Origin of the sequence: Bradyrhizobium genosp. A (genome assembly GCF_049949275.1) — a bacterium.
Classification (GTDB): domain Bacteria; phylum Pseudomonadota; class Alphaproteobacteria; order Rhizobiales; family Xanthobacteraceae; genus Bradyrhizobium.
On sequence record NZ_CP188196.1, the window covers coordinates 7,583,813 to 7,601,426 of the forward strand.

General features: G+C 65.2%; 15 protein-coding genes and 1 other RNA gene. 11 read left to right on the forward strand and 5 right to left on the reverse strand.

All coding sequences use genetic code 11. The annotated features are described in order from the left end of the window. Window positions 1–670 precede the first annotated feature (670 nt). The 3 genes from ACP2YP_RS35520 to ACP2YP_RS35530 are packed head-to-tail and all read left to right on the forward strand — an operon-like array spanning window position 671 to window position 4,658. A complete protein-coding gene (locus tag ACP2YP_RS35520; RefSeq protein ID WP_426420967.1) occupies window positions 671–1,135 on the forward strand; it encodes a (2Fe-2S)-binding protein in 465 nt (154 codons plus the stop codon). A gap of 8 nt (window positions 1,136–1,143) precedes the next feature. Next, entirely contained in the window at window positions 1,144–3,318 is a 2,175-nt protein-coding gene (locus tag ACP2YP_RS35525) for a molybdopterin cofactor-binding domain-containing protein (RefSeq protein ID WP_426420968.1), read from the forward strand. Further along, window positions 3,315–4,658, forward strand: coding sequence for a c-type cytochrome (locus tag ACP2YP_RS35530; protein WP_426420969.1), 1,344 nt, complete (start codon window positions 3,315–3,317; stop codon window positions 4,656–4,658). Before ACP2YP_RS35525 ends, ACP2YP_RS35530 begins: the two co-directional genes overlap by 4 nt. A 198-nt stretch (window positions 4,659–4,856) precedes the next feature. Here ACP2YP_RS35530 and ACP2YP_RS35535 read toward each other — a convergent pair whose 3' ends face one another. The 5 genes from ACP2YP_RS35535 to ACP2YP_RS35555 form a co-directional block, all read right to left on the reverse strand. Further along, complete coding sequence (locus ACP2YP_RS35535) at window positions 4,857–5,681, reverse strand: TIGR00282 family metallophosphoesterase (RefSeq protein ID WP_426420970.1); 825 nt, start codon at window positions 5,679–5,681, stop codon at window positions 4,857–4,859. After that, window positions 5,659–6,255 (reverse strand): 5-formyltetrahydrofolate cyclo-ligase, encoded by a 597-nt coding sequence (locus ACP2YP_RS35540; RefSeq protein WP_426420971.1) that lies wholly within the window; start codon window positions 6,253–6,255, stop codon window positions 5,659–5,661. Before ACP2YP_RS35540 ends, ACP2YP_RS35535 begins: the two co-directional genes overlap by 23 nt. Before the next feature lie 211 nt (window positions 6,256–6,466). Beyond that, a non-coding RNA gene (gene ssrS / locus ACP2YP_RS35545) (6S RNA) lies at window positions 6,467–6,627 on the reverse strand. Window positions 6,628–6,861: 234 nt separating this feature from the next. Next, window positions 6,862–7,245, reverse strand: coding sequence for a cell division protein ZapA (locus ACP2YP_RS35550; RefSeq protein ID WP_426420972.1), 384 nt, complete (start codon window positions 7,243–7,245; stop codon window positions 6,862–6,864). Continuing rightward, window positions 7,242–7,562, reverse strand: coding sequence for a DUF4164 domain-containing protein (locus ACP2YP_RS35555; protein ID WP_027530137.1), 321 nt, complete (start codon window positions 7,560–7,562; stop codon window positions 7,242–7,244). The genes ACP2YP_RS35550 and ACP2YP_RS35555 overlap by 4 nt, the downstream gene beginning before the upstream one ends. Window positions 7,563–7,975: 413 nt before the next feature. On the opposite strand from ACP2YP_RS35555, the gene tkt reads away from it, so the two are divergent. From tkt to ACP2YP_RS35595, 8 genes are all read left to right on the forward strand, one after another. Then, entirely contained in the window at window positions 7,976–9,961 is a 1,986-nt protein-coding gene (gene tkt, locus ACP2YP_RS35560; RefSeq protein ID WP_426420973.1) for a transketolase, read from the forward strand. A gap of 168 nt (window positions 9,962–10,129) precedes the next feature. Then, complete coding sequence (gene gap, locus ACP2YP_RS35565; RefSeq protein WP_426420974.1) at window positions 10,130–11,137, forward strand: type I glyceraldehyde-3-phosphate dehydrogenase; 1,008 nt, start codon at window positions 10,130–10,132, stop codon at window positions 11,135–11,137. Between the two features lie 145 nt (window positions 11,138–11,282). Then, window positions 11,283–12,479 (forward strand): phosphoglycerate kinase, encoded by a 1,197-nt coding sequence (locus ACP2YP_RS35570; RefSeq protein ID WP_426420975.1) that lies wholly within the window; start codon window positions 11,283–11,285, stop codon window positions 12,477–12,479. A 49-nt stretch (window positions 12,480–12,528) separates the two neighbouring features. After that, window positions 12,529–13,596, forward strand: coding sequence for a class II fructose-bisphosphate aldolase (gene fba, locus ACP2YP_RS35575; RefSeq protein ID WP_426420976.1), 1,068 nt, complete (start codon window positions 12,529–12,531; stop codon window positions 13,594–13,596). A gap of 144 nt (window positions 13,597–13,740) precedes the next feature. Continuing rightward, window positions 13,741–14,781: a class I fructose-bisphosphate aldolase gene (locus tag ACP2YP_RS35580; RefSeq protein ID WP_426420977.1), complete on the forward strand. Its 1,041-nt coding sequence runs from the start codon at window positions 13,741–13,743 to the stop codon at window positions 14,779–14,781. Window positions 14,782–14,784: 3 nt separating this feature from the next. Then, entirely contained in the window at window positions 14,785–15,453 is a 669-nt protein-coding gene (locus tag ACP2YP_RS35585; protein ID WP_426420978.1) for a thiamine phosphate synthase, read from the forward strand. Between the two features lie 8 nt (window positions 15,454–15,461). Then, a complete protein-coding gene (locus tag ACP2YP_RS35590) occupies window positions 15,462–16,568 on the forward strand; it encodes an HcpA family protein (protein ID WP_426420979.1) in 1,107 nt (368 codons plus the stop codon). 128 nt (window positions 16,569–16,696) lie between these two features. Then, window positions 16,697–17,482: an inositol monophosphatase family protein gene (locus ACP2YP_RS35595; RefSeq protein WP_426420980.1), complete on the forward strand. Its 786-nt coding sequence runs from the start codon at window positions 16,697–16,699 to the stop codon at window positions 17,480–17,482. The last annotated feature ends 132 nt before the right edge of the window (window positions 17,483–17,614 follow it).

Here is a 17,614-nt window from a genome sequence, read left to right on the forward strand (position 1 = left end):
CGAGGCGCGTCACGCGACAGCATTCTTGCGTCTGGAAATCGAGAATCTGGAAAACAACCCCATGCACAGTAGCCGCGGCGCGCGGAATCAATGGCTTAGGCGCCTGGTGAGGTGAGACTCGCCTCGCGCCCCGACGATGGCGCGTTCCCTCCCCCCTTGCGGGGGAGGGAACGGAGAGAGTTGTTGCTGTGACGTCGGCCGAGGTTGATTCGACTTCAACGCATCAAGCTCCAGGCGCTGAATGTAGCCGTTGACCCGTCGGGCAAAACAGGCGCACGATGGCATCATCGCGCTTGTTGGTTATCCGGCAGCTGGCCGTTGCGATTGAGCCCGTCAGCAGGCGCTGCGGTGCTCGCACCGCACCCGACTTTCACAATCGCACGACTTTCGTCTTTGCACGGTCTTGCGCATTCGCACGATCATCTGCGGCGATCAATCACGGGTATGATGAAAATGCGTCAGAAAATGACGCACATCATATCAATTAGCCTAAAAGCGCCGCACCGATCGCCGCACAAATTCGTGAACGTCATGGCCTGATGCGCCAGCAACGCAAATATGCATTGCGAGACATTTCGATGCTTCATCGTTTCACATTGGTATGATTATTGTCGCGCGCGAGTTCGCCAACTCAATCGCCGTAAGCGATCTGGCGAAGAAGGGGATGCATATGGCAACAACTCTCACCATCAACGGCGAAACGAAGTCCTTCGACGCGCCACCCGAAATGCCGCTGCTGTGGGTGCTGCGCGACATCCTCGGAATGACCGGCACCAAATTCGGCTGCGGCATCGCGCAATGCGGCGCCTGCACGGTGCATGTCGACGGCAAGGCGGTGCGCTCCTGCGTGCTGCCGGTCAGCGCGGTCGAGAACCGCGCCATCACCACCATCGAGCATGTCGGCAGCACGCCTTCAGGCGCGAAAGTGCAGAAGGCCTGGCTCGATGCCGAGGTGATCCAGTGCGGCTATTGCCAGCCCGGCCAGATCATGTCGGCTGCGGCCCTGCTGGCGGCGACGCCCAACCCTGACGATGCCGACATCGATGCGGCGATGGCCGGCAACATCTGCCGCTGCGGCACCTATGTGCGGATCCGCGAGGCCATCAAGCTGGCCGCCTCCGGTCGTCAATCGTGAGGTCCGCCATGATCACCGACAAGACTGTTCCCGACGTCTCCCGCCGTGCGCTTCTGACCGGCGGCCTCGCCACCGGCTTCCTGCTCGCCTTCCATCTGCCGCTGCGCGCCGCAGCCAACGAGCCTCCGCAGAAGGATACGACCGACGGCAGATTCGCACCCAATGCCTTCATCCGCATCGACGACACCGGCCGCACCGTGCTGATGATGCCGCAGGTCGAGATGGGCCAGGGCACCTACACCTCGATCTCGGCCGTGCTCGCCGAAGAGCTAGATGCCGACTGGAGCAAGGTCGAGGTGCAGCACGCGCCGCCCAACGACAAGCTCTACGCCAACCCGACCTTCGGCCTCCAGGTCACCGGCAACTCGAACTCGATCCGCGCCTGGTGGATGCCGCTGCGCAAGGCCGGCGCCACCGCGCGCGCGATGCTGGTGCAGGCCGCAGCCAGCCAGTGGGGCGTCGACGCCGCAAGCTGCACGGCCTCGAAGGGCGAGGTCGCGCATGCCGCGAGCGGCCGCAAGCTCGGCTATGGCGAACTGGCGCTCGCCGCGCAGGGCCAGACGCCGCCGAAGGACGTCGCGGTCAAGGATCCCAAGGATTTTGTCCTGATCGGCCAGCCGCTGAAGCGGCTCGACACGCCGGACAAGGTCAACGGCAAGGCACTTTACGGCATCGACGCGATCCTGCCCGACATGAAGATCGCCGCGATCGCCAATTGCCCGGTGTTCGGGGGCAAGGTCGGCAAGGTCGACGACAGCGCCGCGATGAAAGTCGCCGGCGTGCGCAAGGTCGTCGTGCTCGACGATGCTGTCGCCGTGATCGGCGATCACATGTGGGCGGCGAAACAGGGCCTGGCGGCGCTCACGATCGAGTGGAACGAGGGCCCGAACGCCAAAATCAGCACCAAGGACATCTGGCAGAACCTGCGCGATGCCAGCGCAAAGGACGGCGCGGTCGCGAAATCCACCGGCGACATCGCCAAGGCGCTTGCAACCGGCGACAGGTTCGAGGCGGCTTACGAGCTGCCGTTCCTGGCGCATGCGTCTATGGAGCCGATCAACGCCACCGTGCGGGTCACGAAAGATTCCTGCGAGATCTGGACCGGCACGCAGATCATGACGCGGGTGCAGTCGGAGGCGGCCAAGGCCGCCGGCCTCTCCGTCGACAAGGTGATCGTCAACCAGCATCTGCTCGGCGGCGGTTTTGGCCGCAAGCTCGAGCCGGACATGGTGATCGCGGCGGTCAAAATCGCCAAGCAGGTCGACTATCCCGTGAAGGTGATCTGGACGCGCGAGGAGGACATCCAGCACGACGTCTACCGCCCGGTCTATCGCGACCAGATCACGGCGTCGCTGGTCGACGGCAAGGTCGCGGCCTGGAAGTACAAGGTCGCGGGCTCCTCGATCATGGCGCGCTGGCTGCCGCCGGCGTTCCAGAAGGGCATCGACATCGACGCGATCGACGCCGCCGTTGATGCGCCTTACGACTTCGCCAACTTCCATGTCGAATATGTCCATGCCGAACCGCCGGGGGTGCCGACCGGCTTCTGGCGCGGCGTCGGCCCGAACAACAACGTGTTCGCGATCGAATGCGCCATGGACGAGCTCGCGCGCAAGGCCGGCAAGGATCCGATCGACTTCCGGAAGTCCATGCTGACCAAGAACCCGCGCATGCTCGCGGTGCTCAACCAGGTGGCTGAAAGGTCCGGCTGGGGCCTGCCGCTGCCGCCCCGTGTCGGGCGCGGCGTCTGCGTGCAGCCGTCGTTCGCGAGCTTCATCGCGACCGTGGTGGAAGCCGAGGTGGACGACATCGGCGAGATCGTGCTTCGTCGCGTGACCTCGGTGGTCGACACCGGCATCGCGGTCAACCCCGATACGGTGAAGGCGCAGATCGAGGGTGGACTGATCTTCGGCCTCACCGCCGCGCTCTATGGCGAGATCACCATCGACAAGGGCCGCGTGCAGCAGTCGAACTTCCACGACTACCGCATGATGCGCATCAACGAGACGCCGAAGATCGAGGTCATCGTCGTCAAGAGCGGCGAGGCGCCCGGTGGCATCGGCGAGGCCGGCGTCAATGCTGGACCGCCTGCGCTGCGCAACGCGATCCTCGCCGCAACCGGCGTGACGCTGTGGCGCCTGCCGATTGATCGGAAATTGCTGGCTGTGGGGAAGAAGGCATGAGCCGGACAATGCGTATCTTTGTGAGCCTCGTCGTGATCGCCATCGTCGCGGTGGCGCTCGGCGTCTTCATCATCCGCGGACCCGGTCCGCTCGATTTCGCCGGCGGCAACAGGGTGGCGCTGGCGGATTACCGCGCCGGCAAGCCCACGGGCGTGCCTGCCAAGATCGAGAAGGCGAGCCTAGTCGAGCGCGGCGAATATCTGGCGAAGGCGGCCGACTGTATGGTCTGCCACACCAAGCCCGGCGAGAAGGATTATTCCGGCGGGCTCGGCTTCAAGCTGCCGTTCGGCACGCTCTATTCCACCAACATCACGCCGGACAAGGACACCGGCATCGGCAATTACAGTGACCAGGACTTCCTCAACGCAGTCCAGCGCGGCAAGCGCCATGATGGCGCCCGGCTCTATCCGGCAATGCCCTACACGTCCTACACCTACATGAGCGACGAGGACGTGCTGGCGGTAAAGGCGTATCTGTTCAGCCTGCCGCCGGTGCGCGCCGAGGCGCCGGAGAACACGCTGTCGTTCCCGTTCAACCAGCGCTGGGCGATGATCTTCTGGTCGGCCGTGTTCAATCCGGACACGCGCTTTGCGCCCGATATGTCGAAGAGCCCGGAGTGGAATCGCGGTGCGTATCTGGCGGAAGCGCTGGCGCATTGCGGCGAATGCCACACGCCGCGCAATCTCGGCTTTGCGCTGGACAACCGCAAGAAGTTCGCCGGTGCCATCACCGCCGGCTGGCACGCCTTCAACATCTCGTCCGACAAGGCCACCGGCCTCGGCAACTGGCGTGATGAGGATCTGATTGCGTATCTGTCGGTCGGCCACGCGCCGGGCCACGGCTCGGCCTCAGGTCCGATGGGCGAAGCGGTCGACCACAGTTTTAGCCAGTTTGCGCCAGAGGACATCCGCTCCATCGTTGCTTACTTGCGCAGCGTGCCACAGGTCGCCTCGCCCGACCTTCCGGCCACGACAGCGCCGGTCGCACCGGCCTCGCACAAGGACGGCGTCACGGCGGACGTCCGCGGCAAGAAGGTGTTCGCCAGCGCCTGCGCCAGCTGCCATGGCTGGAGCGGCGAAAGCCCGGTCTCGCCGATGGCGACGCTGACCGGCACCTGGGCCGTCAACGACCCTGCTGCCACCAATGTCGCGCAGATCGTGCTATCTGGCACCAAGCGCCAAACGCCCGACGGCGCGCTGTCGATGCCGGCGTTCGGCAATGCGTATAGCGACGACGAGATCGCGGCGGTGGCGAATTACGTGACGGCGCGGTTCGGCACGAAGGGCTCGAAGCTGTCGGCGAAGGACGTGGCGGAGTTGCGGGAGCAGACGGCGGAGTAGATGTGGCCGCAAACACCGCTGCACCTTCTCCCCTTGTGGGAGAAGGTGGCGCGAAGCGCCGAATGAGGGGTATCTCTCCGCGAATTCAAGAGACAGTTTCGCGCACGGAGAGAGACCCCTCACCCGTCTCGCCGCTTACGCGGCGAGCCACCCTCTCCCACAAGGGGAGAGGGGGCACCGACAATGCCGCTCGAAGATTCAGCTCAACCAGAACTTCGGCGTCGTCGGCTCCAACCTTCCACCCATGCGCACAGGCGCAATCCGCAGCGCGAGCCCGGTCGCGTCATCCGTTTCCACCGCGACGCCGCTGAGCGTCGCGACGCCCGCGGCCGGCTCGAAACGGCCTGACGGAATCCCCGACGTGAACCTGCGCAGCGGTTCTTCCTTCTGCATGCCGATGATGGAATCGTAGTCGCCGGTCATGCCGGCATCGGTCATGTAGGCGGTGCCGCCGGTGAGGATCTGGTGGTCGGCGGTCGGCACATGGGTGTGCGTGCCGACGACGAGGCTGGCGCGGCCGTCGCAGAAGAAGCCGATGCCCTGCTTCTCGCTGCTCGCCTCGCAATGGAAGTCGACCACAATGGCATCGGCAGCGACGCCGAGCGGGCAGGCGCCGAGCTCACGCTCGAGCGCGGCAAAGGGATCGTCGAACGGGGTCATGAAGACGCGGCCCAGAGCGTTGACGACGAGCGCATGCTTGCCGTTCTTGGTCTCGACCAAAGCGGCGCCGCGGCCGGGCGTTCCGCGCGGATAGTTCGCCGGCCGCACCAGGCGCTCGGCGCGCTCGATGAATACGAGCGCCTCGCGCTGGTCCCAGGAGTGGTTGCCAAGCGTCACCGCGTCGGCGCCGGCATCGAGAAATTCCTGATAGATCGCTTCCGTGATGCCGAAGCCTCCGGCCGAGTTCTCGCCGTTGACGACGACGAAATCGAGCGACCAGTCCTTGACCATGCCGGGCAGATATTCGGCGATGGCGTTGCGGCCGCTACGGCCGACCACATCACCCACGAAGAGAATGCGCAACTTCAGAACTCCGGAAATCGAACACGTCGGTTTCCGTTAGCACATAATCCAGCGCGACGTCGTGCGATAGTGCCGGAACCGCCTCGATCTCCTGCGCCGCAAAAGCAAGTCCGATGCCGAGGATATTCTTGGTCTTGCGCAGATGCGCGAAGGTGAAGTCGTAATGCCCCGCGCCATAGCCGATGCGGTGGCCGAGACGGTCGAAGGCCGCGAGCGGCGTCAGCATGATGTCTGGGATGACTTCGGCCGCCGCCGGGGACGGCTCGGGAATGCCGAGCGGGCCGAGCATCAGGCGGTCGTTCGGATGAAAGATGCGGAAGACCAATGACTGGCCGCGCGCGGTGACGCAGGGCAGCGCCAGCCTGGCGCCCTCCTCGGCCAGCTTCTTCAGCAGCGGCATCGGATCGATCTCGCTGCGGATCGGCGAATAGCCGGAGACGATGCTGCCGGGCAGCAGATCGAACGGCAGCCCGCGCTTGGCAAGCTTGGCGGCGGCGGCAATGCGCTTCTTCTCGCTCAGCGCATCGCGCGCCGCGAGGGCTTTGGCACGGAGTTCGGATTTGGTGTTGGTCATGCGCTTGGTCCCCACGTCATCGCCCGCCCTGTGCGCAATTGCGCGCTGGGGCGGGCCGATCCAGTATTCCCAGAGGCGGTCGTGATTCACACAAAGGCCGCGGCGTACTGGATGCCCCGGTCCCCCGTGCGCAATTGCGCACTAGGCGGGGCATGACACCTGCTGAACTGGCCGCAGTCGTTTCAACAAGCACAAACCAAGCAAACAAAAGTGCGAAGCCGCAGACGCCGTTGAAGCACTCGATCCCGGAGTTCCCTACGAAAGTAGGTGGGCACCATATGTCCGGGCCCACGGGCCCGGCCAGGGACAGTTCCCTAAAGGATCGATAAGGCCCCGGGGATATATGGCTCCGGACGCGCGTCGCAGCCTCGCTTGCGCAATGTAACAACGATACTGACGAATCGCCAGCGTGATCGCAAAGGCCTCGTTGCCCACCTCTCCCCAGCGGGGAGAGGTCGGATTGCGCAGCAATCCGGGTGAGGGGCCGCAGTGGGACCGTAAGCCCTCACCCGGATCGCATCTTACGATGCGATCCGACCTCTCCCTCCGGGAGAGGTGAACCGCAACCCCGGCTGGCGATCTCGGATCGAAACACTCTTCAAGCCTCTACCCGATCGCGATCCCGTTGCCGACGGTCCGGTTCAGGACCTGGGTCGACTTCTCGATGCGTTCGGCGGCCGCGTTCAGCGCATTCACCACCGCGGTCTGGGTCAGCCGGGCGCGCTCGACGGCGGCGTTGCGGAAATCCCTAAGTTCGGTCAGCTCCTGCTCCATGGTGCGGATGCGGTTGCCTGCGTCGACCAGCTCGTCGCAAACGGTCAGCGCCGCCATCACGGTGAGGCGTGCATCGCCGATCTCGCCGAATTTTCCGCGCAGCGACTGAATCCGCGTCTCCAGGTTTTCGGCGAGCTTCAACAGCCGCACCTCCTGGCCCTCCTCGCAGGCCATGCGGTATTGGCGGGCGTTGATGGTGACGTTGATGTGGCTCATCCGTCCTCTCCGGTATCGAGCACCGAGCGGATCGTGACGATTGCCGAATCCAGCCGATCGGAGATCTCGCGGTTGGTGCGCTCGAGCTTGCGCGCCTTCACCAGCGCACCGTCGAGCTCGTCGGCAAGCCGCGATCGATCGGCGCCCAGCGCCTGGATTCGCGTCGCGAGCTCGTTCTCGTCGCGATCGGCATCGCGCCGCCGCTCGACCGCGCTTTCGAGCGCGTCGAGCGCCGCCGTGAGCCTGCGGGTCGCGATCTCGATCTCGACGGCGGAGGACTCCGTCATGGCAGAGCTGTTGGATACGCGATCGTTCATGCAGTCAGCGGCGGAACCTGTGGGCCTTGCCCGTGGCCTTTACCTCAAGGGCTTGCCGTCCGGCAAAAGACTCGGTTCGGCAAGCGGTTAGAAGCAGAAATTTACGTGGCAAGCTAGCCAAGCGCAACGCCGCCGCGAAACTATGCACTGCTAGATCGGGATGAGATTCATCCCGATCTGGCAGTTCCTCTTGGGCATGATCCCCGCGCAAACGCCCTGCGTTTGTCGCGCGGAAAACCGGCCCGCCACTTTTCCGGATCATGCCGTAAGCAACTTTTGCGGCCAAACCGACGTTTGATTGCCTTGGCCTCCCGGAACCGAGGTGCTATCCAGCCCCGATCTTCAGCGGCCGCCAGGCTCCCCCACGCGGCCCGTCCCACCGCCAAGCGCCTCATTTCAGACGGATTTCAGACATGACGCAAGTCGACTCCAACCGCATGGCCAACGCGATCCGTGGCCTCTCGATGGACGCTGTCGAGAAGGCGAAATCGGGCCACCCCGGCCTGCCGATGGGCGCCGCCGACATCGCCACTGTGCTGTTCACACAATTCCTGAAATTCGACGCCACTGCCACCGACTGGCCCGACCGCGACCGCTTCGTGCTCTCGGCCGGCCACGGTTCGATGCTGCTCTATTCGCTGCTGTACTTGACCGGCAACGCCGACATGACGCTGGACCAGCTCAAGCAGTTTCGCCAGCTCGGCGGACTGACGCCGGGTCACCCCGAGAACTTCCACACCAAGGGCATCGAGACCACCACCGGCCCGCTCGGCCAGGGCATCTCGACCGCGGTCGGCATGGCGCTCGCCGAGAAGATGCTCGCCGCCGAGTTCGGCAAGAAGATCGTTGACCACCACACCTACGTGCTCGCCTCCGACGGCGACCTGATGGAGGGCGTGTCGCAGGAAGCGATCGCCATGGCCGGGCACTGGAAGCTCAACAAGATGATCGTGCTCTACGACGACAACGGCATCTCGATCGACGGCCCGACCTCGATTTCCGACTCGGTCGACCAGGTGAAGCGCTTCAAGGCGTGCGGCTGGGCCGCGGAGAAGATCGACGGTCATGACCAGGCCGCGATCGCTGCTGCGATCACCCGCGCGCAAAAATCCAGCAAGCCGACGCTGATCGCCTGCCGCACCACCATCGGTTTCGGCGCGCCGCACAAGGCCGGCACCGCGAAGGCGCATGGCGAGGCGCTCGGTGCCGACGAGCTCAAGGCGGCCAAGGAAAATCTCGGCATCTCGCTCGAGCCGTTCTCGGTGCCTGATGACGTGCTGAAGGCCTGGCGCGCAGCCGGCTCCCGCGGCGCGGCGGCGCGACAGGAATGGGAAGCGCGGCTCGGTGAGCTCGGCAGCCGCAAGCGCGCCGAGTTCGAGCGCCGCCTGCGCCATGAGCGGCCTGCGGCGCTGGCGAAGGCGTTCAAATCGTACAAAAAAGAGCTGCTGGAAAAGCCGATGACCGCGGCCACCCGCAAGTCGTCGGAAGCCGTGATCGAGGTGATTGCCGGCGCCATGCCGATGGAATTCCTCGCCGGCTCCGCCGACCTCACCGGCTCCAACAACAACAAGGCGAAGTCGGCGACCGCCTTCTCCGCCAGAACGCCGAAGGGCCGCTTCATCCACTACGGCATCCGCGAGCACGGCATGTGCGCGGCCATGAACGGCATCTTCCTGCACGGCGGCTTCGCGCCGAACGGCGCGACCTTCCTGGTGTTCACCGACTACGCGCGTCCGGCGATGCGCCTTGCCGCGCTGATGGGCACCGGCGTCGTCTACGTCATGACGCACGATTCCATCGGTCTCGGTGAGGACGGCCCGACCCATCAGCCGGTGGAACATCTCTCTGCACTTCGCGCCATTCCGAACATGCGCGTGTTCCGTCCCTGCGACTCCATCGAGGTTGCCGAGTGCTGGGAGCTTGCGCTGAATCGTATCGATGGTCCGACGGTGCTGGCGCTGACGCGGCAGAACCTGCCGCAGCTGCGCACCACCGCGCCGAATGAGAATCCCTGCGCGGGCGGCGCCTACGAGCTGGTCGCCGCCCAGGGCGAAGCCAAGGCGACGCTGTTCGCCTCCGGCTCCGAGGTCGAGATCGCGGTCGCCGCCCAGAAGCAGCTCGCCGAGCGCGGCATCCCGTCGCGGGTGGTCTCGGTGCCCTCGCTCGAGCTGTTGTTAGCGCAACCAGAGGCCAAGCGCGCCGCCATCATCGGCAATGCGCCGGTGAAGGTCGCGATCGAGGCCGCGGTGCGCTGGGGCTGGGATGCCGTGATCGGCCAGGATGGCGAATTTATCGGCATGCATTCCTTCGGCGCGAGCGCGCCGGCGAAGGACCTTTACAAGCATTTCGGCATTACCGCCGAGGCCGCGGTCAACGCCGTGCTGAAGCGCGTTTCCTGAGAGTTGAGCTTACCAAAAAAAAGGACTACCTAATCTCTCATATGATCAAGCACCGCCCGGCCGAACCGGGCGTCCGCCCTAAAAAACCCTCGCAGGCGCGCTAAGCGCGTTGTGCGGGATGATAGGCGTTATCGAACCCGTCATTGAACGGTCATAAGGAGACGAAACATGGCAGTCCGCGTCGGAATTAACGGTTTTGGTCGCATCGGCCGCAACGTCCTGCGGGCTATCGCTGAGTCCGGCCGCAAGGACATCGAGGTCGTCGGCATCAATGATCTCGGCCCGGTCGAGACCAACGCCCATCTCCTTCGCTTCGACAGCGTCCATGGCCGCTTCCCCGGCACCGTCACCGTCAACGGTGACTCGATCAGCCTCGGCAACGGCAAGATCAAGGTGACCGCCGAGCGCGATCCCTCGAAGCTGCCCTGGAAGGATCTCGGCGTCGACATCGCGCTGGAATGCACCGGCATCTTCACCGCCAGGGACAAGGCCTCCGCCCACCTGACCGCCGGCGCCAAGCGCGTGCTGGTCTCCGCGCCCGCCGACGGCGCCGACGCCACCATCGTCTACGGCGTCAACCACGACACGCTGACCAGGGATCATCTGGTCGTCTCCAACGGAAGCTGCACCACCAACTGCCTCGCGCCGGTTGCGAAGGTGCTGAACGAACTGGTCGGCATCGAGACCGGCTTCATGACCACGATCCACGCCTATACCGGCGATCAGCCGACGCTGGACACGTTGCACAAGGATCTCTACCGCGGCCGTGCGGCGGCGATGTCGATGATCCCGACCTCGACCGGCGCCGCCAAGGCGATCGGCCTCGTGCTGCCCGAGCTGAAGGGCAAGCTCGACGGCGTCTCGATCCGCGTACCGTCGCCGAACGTCTCGGTCATCGACCTCAAGATCGTCGCCAAGCGCGCCACCGATCCGAAGGAAATCAACGCCGCGATGAAGCGCGCCTCCGAGCAGCAGCTCAAGGGCATCCTTGGCTACACCAACGCGCCGAACGTCTCGATCGACTTCAATCACGACCCGCACTCCTCGACCTTCCACGAGGACCAGACCAAGGTGCAGAACGGCACCCTGGTGCGCGTGATGTCCTGGTACGACAACGAGTGGGGTTTCTCGAACCGCATGGCGGACACCGCCGTCGCGATGTCGAAGGTGATCTAAGAACATAGGTCTCGTGTCCCGGACGCGGTGCAGCGCGCTTGCGCTGCTCCGCAGAGCCGGGACCCATCTCCCCCCGCGTAGGTCCCGGTTCTGCAGCGCACCGCTTCGCGGCTCGCGCAGCGCCCGGGACAAGAGAGAGTGTCCGATGGCGAACAAATTCCGCACCCTCGACGACGTCGACGTGAAGGGCAAGCGCGTGCTGCTGCGCGTCGATCTCAACGTGCCCATGGACAACGGCCGCGTCACTGACGCGACCCGGCTCGAGCGCATCGCGCCGACCATCACCGAAATCTCGGACAAGGGCGGCAAGGTCATCCTGCTCGCGCATTTCGGCCGGCCGAAGGGCCGCGATGCCAAGGACTCGCTCAAGCCGGTTGCGGAAGCGCTGTCGCAGGTCGTGAAGAAGCCCGTCGCCTTCGCCGATGATTGCATCGGTGAGCCCGCAGCTACGGCCGTGGCCGCCATGAACGATGGCGACATCCTCTGCCTGGAAAACACCCGCTTCCACAAGGAAGAGGAAAAGAACGATCCGGCTTTCGTCGCGGAGCTCGCGAAGCTCGGCGACATCTGGGTCAACGACGCGTTCTCGGCCGCGCACCGCGCCCACGCCTCGACCGAAGGCCTCGGCCACAAGCTGCCGGCCTATGCCGGCCGCACCATGCAGGCCGAGCTCGACGCGCTGGAGAAGGCGCTGGGCTCGCCGACCAAGCCGGTTATCGCGATCATCGGCGGCGCGAAGGTCTCGACCAAGATCGACCTGCTCGAAAACCTCGTCAACAAGGTCGATGCGCTCGTGATCGGCGGCGGCATGGCCAACACCTTCCTGCACGCCCAGGGTGTCGGCGTCGGCAAGTCGCTGGCCGAGAAGGATCTCGCACCCACCGCATTGCGCATCATGGAGAAGGCGGAAGCCGCCAACTGCGCCATCATCCTCCCCGTCGACGCGACGGTCGCCTATCATTTCGCTGCCAATGCGCCCTCGCACGCCTACGGCCTCGATGCGATCCCGGCCGACGGCATGATCCTCGACGTCGGCCCGCAGTCGATCGCGCGGATCCATGCCGCGATCGACGACGCCGCGACGCTGGTCTGGAACGGACCGCTCGGCGCGTTCGAGATGCAGCCGTTCGACCGCGGCACGGTCGCGGCCGCCAAGCACGCCGCCGAGCGTACCAAGGCGAAAAAGCTGGTCTCGATCGCGGGCGGCGGCGACACGGTTGCGGCCCTCAACCAGGCCCACGTGGCCGGTCAGTTCACCTATGTCTCGACCGCCGGTGGCGCATTTCTTGAATGGATGGAGGGCAAGCCCCTGCCCGGCGTCGAAGTTCTGCGCACCAAGTAATTCATCGGCAAGAAACAAGCGGCCCTTAGGCCCGAACGGAGAAAAGACGATGGCTCGGATCACGTTGCGTCAATTGCTCGATCATGCGGCGGAGCACGATTACGGCGTCCCGGCCTTCAACATCAACAACATGGAGCAGGCGCTGGCGATCATGGACGCGGCCAACCAGGTCGACGCGCCCGTCATCATCCAGGCCTCGCGCGGTGCGCGCTCCTACGCCAACGACGTCATGCTCAAGCACATGATGGACGCGGTGACCGAGATCTACCCGCACATCCCGGTCTGCGTGCATCTCGACCACGGCAACGAGGCCGCGACCTGCATGACCGCGATCCAGGCCGGCTTCACCTCGGTGATGATGGACGGCTCCCTCAAGGCCGACGGCAAGACCCCCGGCGACTGGACCTACAATGTGGGCGTCACCAAGACCGTGACCGACATGGCTCATCTCGGCGGCATCTCGGTCGAGGGTGAGCTCGGCGTGCTCGGCTCGCTCGAGACCGGCATGGGCGACAAGGAAGACGGCCACGGCGCCGAAGGCAAGCTGAGCCACGACCAGCTGCTGACCAATCCGGACGAGGCCGTAAAATTCGTCCAGGAGACCAGGGTCGACGCGCTCGCGATCGCGATGGGGACTTCTCACGGTGCGTACAAATTTACCCGCAAGCCGGATGGCGACATCCTCGCCATGAACGTGATCGAGGAGATCCACCGCAAGCTGCCGAACACGCATCTCGTGATGCACGGCTCCTCCTCGGTGCCGCAGGACCTGCAGGACATCATCAACGCCTATGGCGGCAAGATGAAGCCGACCTGGGGCGTGCCGGTCGGCGAGATCCAGCGCGGCATCAAGCACGGCGTGCGCAAGATCAACATCGACACCGACAACCGCATGGCCATGACCGGCCAGATCCGGAAAGTGCTCAAGGACAATCCGGAAGAGTTCGATCCGCGCAAGTACCTGAAGCCGGCGATGGAAGCCATGACCAAGCTGTGCAAGCAGCGGCTCCAGGAGTTCAACACCGCCGGCCAGGCCGCCAAGTTCAAGAAGATCCTGACCCCCGCCGATATGGCCAAGCGCTACGCCAAGGGCGAGCTGGACCCTCGCGTCGCGTGATTATCCCTCCCTCTCCCCGGTCTTCGCGGGGAGAGGTGAACAAAACCTCCCCCCTTTACCCTGCGACGAACGTTAACTCGGCAATTGCCCGAGAACCGTCTATTTTCACAGGCAAGGGCAGAATCGTTTTGGGAGGACCTCTCGATGAATCTGACTGAGCTCAACAGGATCGCGACCGCCATGGTCGCGCCCGGCAAGGGCATCCTTGCCGCCGACGAATCCTCCGGCACCATCAGGAAGCGGTTTGACGCGATCGGCGTGGAATCGACAGAAAGCAACCGCCGCGACTATCGCGAGATGCTGTTCCGCTCGAAAGAGGCCATGAGCCAGTACATCTCCGGCGTGATCCTCTATGACGAGACCATCTGGCAGGACGCGAAAGACGGCACGCCGCTGGTGAAGCTGATCGAGAGTAGCGGCGCCATCCCCGGCATCAAGGTCGACGAGGGCACGCAAGCCCTGCCGATGTGCCCGGGCGAGACAGTCACCGTCGGGCTCGACAAGCTCGCCGATCGCCTGAAGACATACTACGAGCGCGGCGCACGCTTCGCCAAATGGCGCGCGGTGATCGATATCGGCAGCGGCACTGACGGCCGGGGCATTCCCTCGATGACCGCGATCAGCGTCAATGCGCATGCGCTCGCGCGTTACGCCGCGCTGTGCCAGGCGGCGCAGATCGTGCCGATCGTCGAGCCGGAGGTGCTGATGGACGGCGATCACGACATCGACCGCTGCTACGAGATCACGAGTCGCGTGCTCAACAAGACGTTCCAGGAGTTGCGCGTCCAGCGCGTCGCGCTCGAGGGCATGGTGCTGAAGCCGAACATGGCGATCTCAGGCAAGAAATGCGCGAAGCAAGCTTCCGTCGAGGAGGTCGCGGAGAAGACGATCCGGCTGCTGAAGGCGTGCGTGCCGGCGGCGGTGCCGGGCATCGCCTTCCTCTCCGGCGGCCAGTCGGACGAGGAGGCGACCGCGCATCTCAACGCCATGCACAAGCTCGGACCCCTGCCCTGGGGCCTGACCTTCTCCTACGGCCGCGCGCTGCAGGCCGCGCCGCAGAAGGCCTGGTCGGGCAAGGCCGAGAACGTCGCGGCCGGACAAAACGCATTCAGTCATCGTGCACGCATGAATGGCCTCGCCTCCAAGGGCGAATGGCAAAGCAGCCTGGAAAAGAAGGCAGCCTAGATCTTGTCGAACAAATCGCCTCCACCGCGCCCGGCGCCGCGTCTCTATCTCGCGACGCCGGTTGTCGATGACCCCGCCCCGCTGCTTGCCGAATTGCCGGCGCTGCTTGCAGCCGTCGATGTCGCAGCCGTGCTGGTGCGGCTACAGGAGACCGACCAGCGCACCATGATCTCGCGGATCAAGGCCCTGGCGCCGGTCGTGCAGAACGCGGGCGCAGCCCTGCTCGTCGATGGCCATCCTGAGATCGTCGCCCGCGGCGGCGCAGATGGCGCGCATCTCGCAGGCATCGCCGCGCTGGAAGAGGCGATGCCGTCGCTCAAGCCCGATCGCATCGCCGGTGTCGGCGGGCTCGAGACGCGGCACGAGTCCATGAATGCGGGCGAGATGGGTGCGGACTATTTGCTGTTCGGCGAGCCCGACGCGAAAGGCCAGCGGCCGTCATCCCAGGCGGTTGCCGAGCGGCTGGACTGGTGGGCGGAGCTGTTCGAGCCGCCCTGCGTCGGCTTCGCTGTTACGTTCGAGGAGGCGCACGACTTCGCCGCCAGCGGCGCCGATTTCGTGCTGGTCGGCGATCTCGTCTGGGCCGATCCACGCGGGCCCAAGGCCGCGCTGATCGAGGCCGACGCCGCGATCAAGAAGGCCTTCACGGCTGTTGCCGTGGGCCAGGGCTAACGCCCGCCATGACGCTCCCGCGCATCACCCTTCTGGCCACGCTGCTGCTGGCGGCGCCTGCGGCCGCGCAGCTCCAGATCACGCCGCCGGCGACGATCCCGAGCCCTGCGCCCGAAAAGCACAAGCCCAAGGAAACGACAAAGGGAGCCGCAAAGGACAAGCCAAAGGTCGCGCCGCACACGATCTCCAAGAAGAAGGAGGCCGCACCGGCGCCAAAGCCGTCGGCCTCGCCGAGCCCGACGCTGCCGGCAACCGTGATCCCCGCGCCGCCGACGGACAATTCCAACGTCGACCTGGTGTTCGGCGCCTATCAGCGCGGCCAGTACAAGACCGCCTTCGACCTCGCCAGCGCGCGCGCCACGACCGGCGATGCCAAGGCCATGACCATGCTGGGCGAGCTCTATTCCAACGCCATGGGCATAAGGCGCGACTACGCCAAGGCGGTCGAGTGGTACAAGCGCGCGTCCGATGCCGGCGACCGTGAGGCGATGTTTGCGCTCGCCATGCTGCGCATCGCCGGCCGCGGCGGTCCCGTCGACAAGGGCGAGGCGGTCAAGCTGATGGCCTCCGCCGCCAAGCTCGGCGAGCCCAAGGCGGCCTACAACCTCGCTCTGCTTTATCTGGACGGACAGACCCTGCCGCAGGACGTCAAGCGCTCCGCCGAGCTGTTGCGCCAGGCGGCCGACGCCGGGCTGCCCGAGGCGCAATACGCGCTCGCGACGTTCTACAAGGAAGGCACCGGCGTGCCGAAGGACCCCGAAAGGTCGGTGCGGCTGCTGCAGGCAGCCTCGCTGGCCGACAATGTCGATGCCGAGGTCGAATATGCCATCGCCATGTTCAACGGCACCGGCACGCCGAAGAACCAGCCCGCGGCCGTGGCATTGCTGCGCAAGGCGTCCCGCCAGGGCAGCGCGATCGCGCAGAACCGCCTCGCCTGGGTTCTGATCAACGGCATGGGCACATCCGTGGACAAGGTCGAGGGGTTCAAATGGCACCTGGTGGCCAAAACCTCCGGCAAGGGCGATCCGGAGCTCGACAAGCAGCTGGCCGATCTGCCCGCGGACGACCGCGCCAAGGCGGAGGCCGCCGCCAAGAAATGGCTCGGGAACAAATGACCTGACGCCAAATGGCCTGCAAATGACCTGCAAGGGACCCGAACGACTTGACGTTTGGCCCCTCGCGGGGCACGCAATCCCCTCAAATGGCGCGATTTTGCGCCCCTCCCCCAATCAAGACTGATCTCATGCTGTATTCCGCTACTATCAACGTCATGGTCAAAGCCGCGCGCCGCGCCGGCCGCAGCCTCAAGCGCGATCTCGGCGAGATCGAGCATCTCCAGGTCTCGCTGAAGGGGCCGGCCAACTTCGTCTCGCTCGCCGACAAGCGCGCCGAAGAAATCGTCTACCAGGACCTCTCCAAGGCGCGGCCGGGCTATGGCTTCATCGGCGAGGAAGGCGGCACGCGGGAAGGCTCCGACAAGAGCCACACCTGGATCGTCGACCCGCTCGACGGCACTACCAACTTCCTGCACGGCATCCCGCAATTCGCGATCTCGATCGGTCTCGTGCGCGAGGGCACCATCATCGCCGGCGTGATCTACAACCCCGCCAATGACGAGCTCTACATCGCCGAGCGCGGCAAGGGCGTCTTCCTCAACGACCAGCGCCTGCGCGTCGCCGGCCGCCGCCAGCTCAACGAATGCGTGGTGGCCTGCGGCCTGCCCCATCTCGGCCGCGGCGACCACGAGGAATTCCGCCGCGAGATGACCGCGATCCAGGACCGCGTCGCAGGCCTGCGCCGCTTCGGCGCCGCCTCGCTCGACCTGGCCTTCGTCGCCGCCGGCCGCCTCGACGGCTACTGGGAGCGCAATCTGCAATCCTGGGACATCGCCGCCGGCATGCTGATGGTGCGCGAAGCCGGCGGAACGGTGAGCGACATCAACACGCCCGGCGATGCGCTGGTCACGGGCGACGTCGTGTGCGGGAACGAGTTCGTGCACGGGGAGCTGGTGAAGGTGTTGCGGAGGTAGGGATTGCGATCCATTCATAATTCGGCGCGTTCGTAGCGCATGATTCGAGCCCCAGTTTGGGAGCTGGAATCAAGAGTCTGGCCAGACGCAACCCATTCGGGGCAGATCCCGATTGGACGCTTACGGGATAGA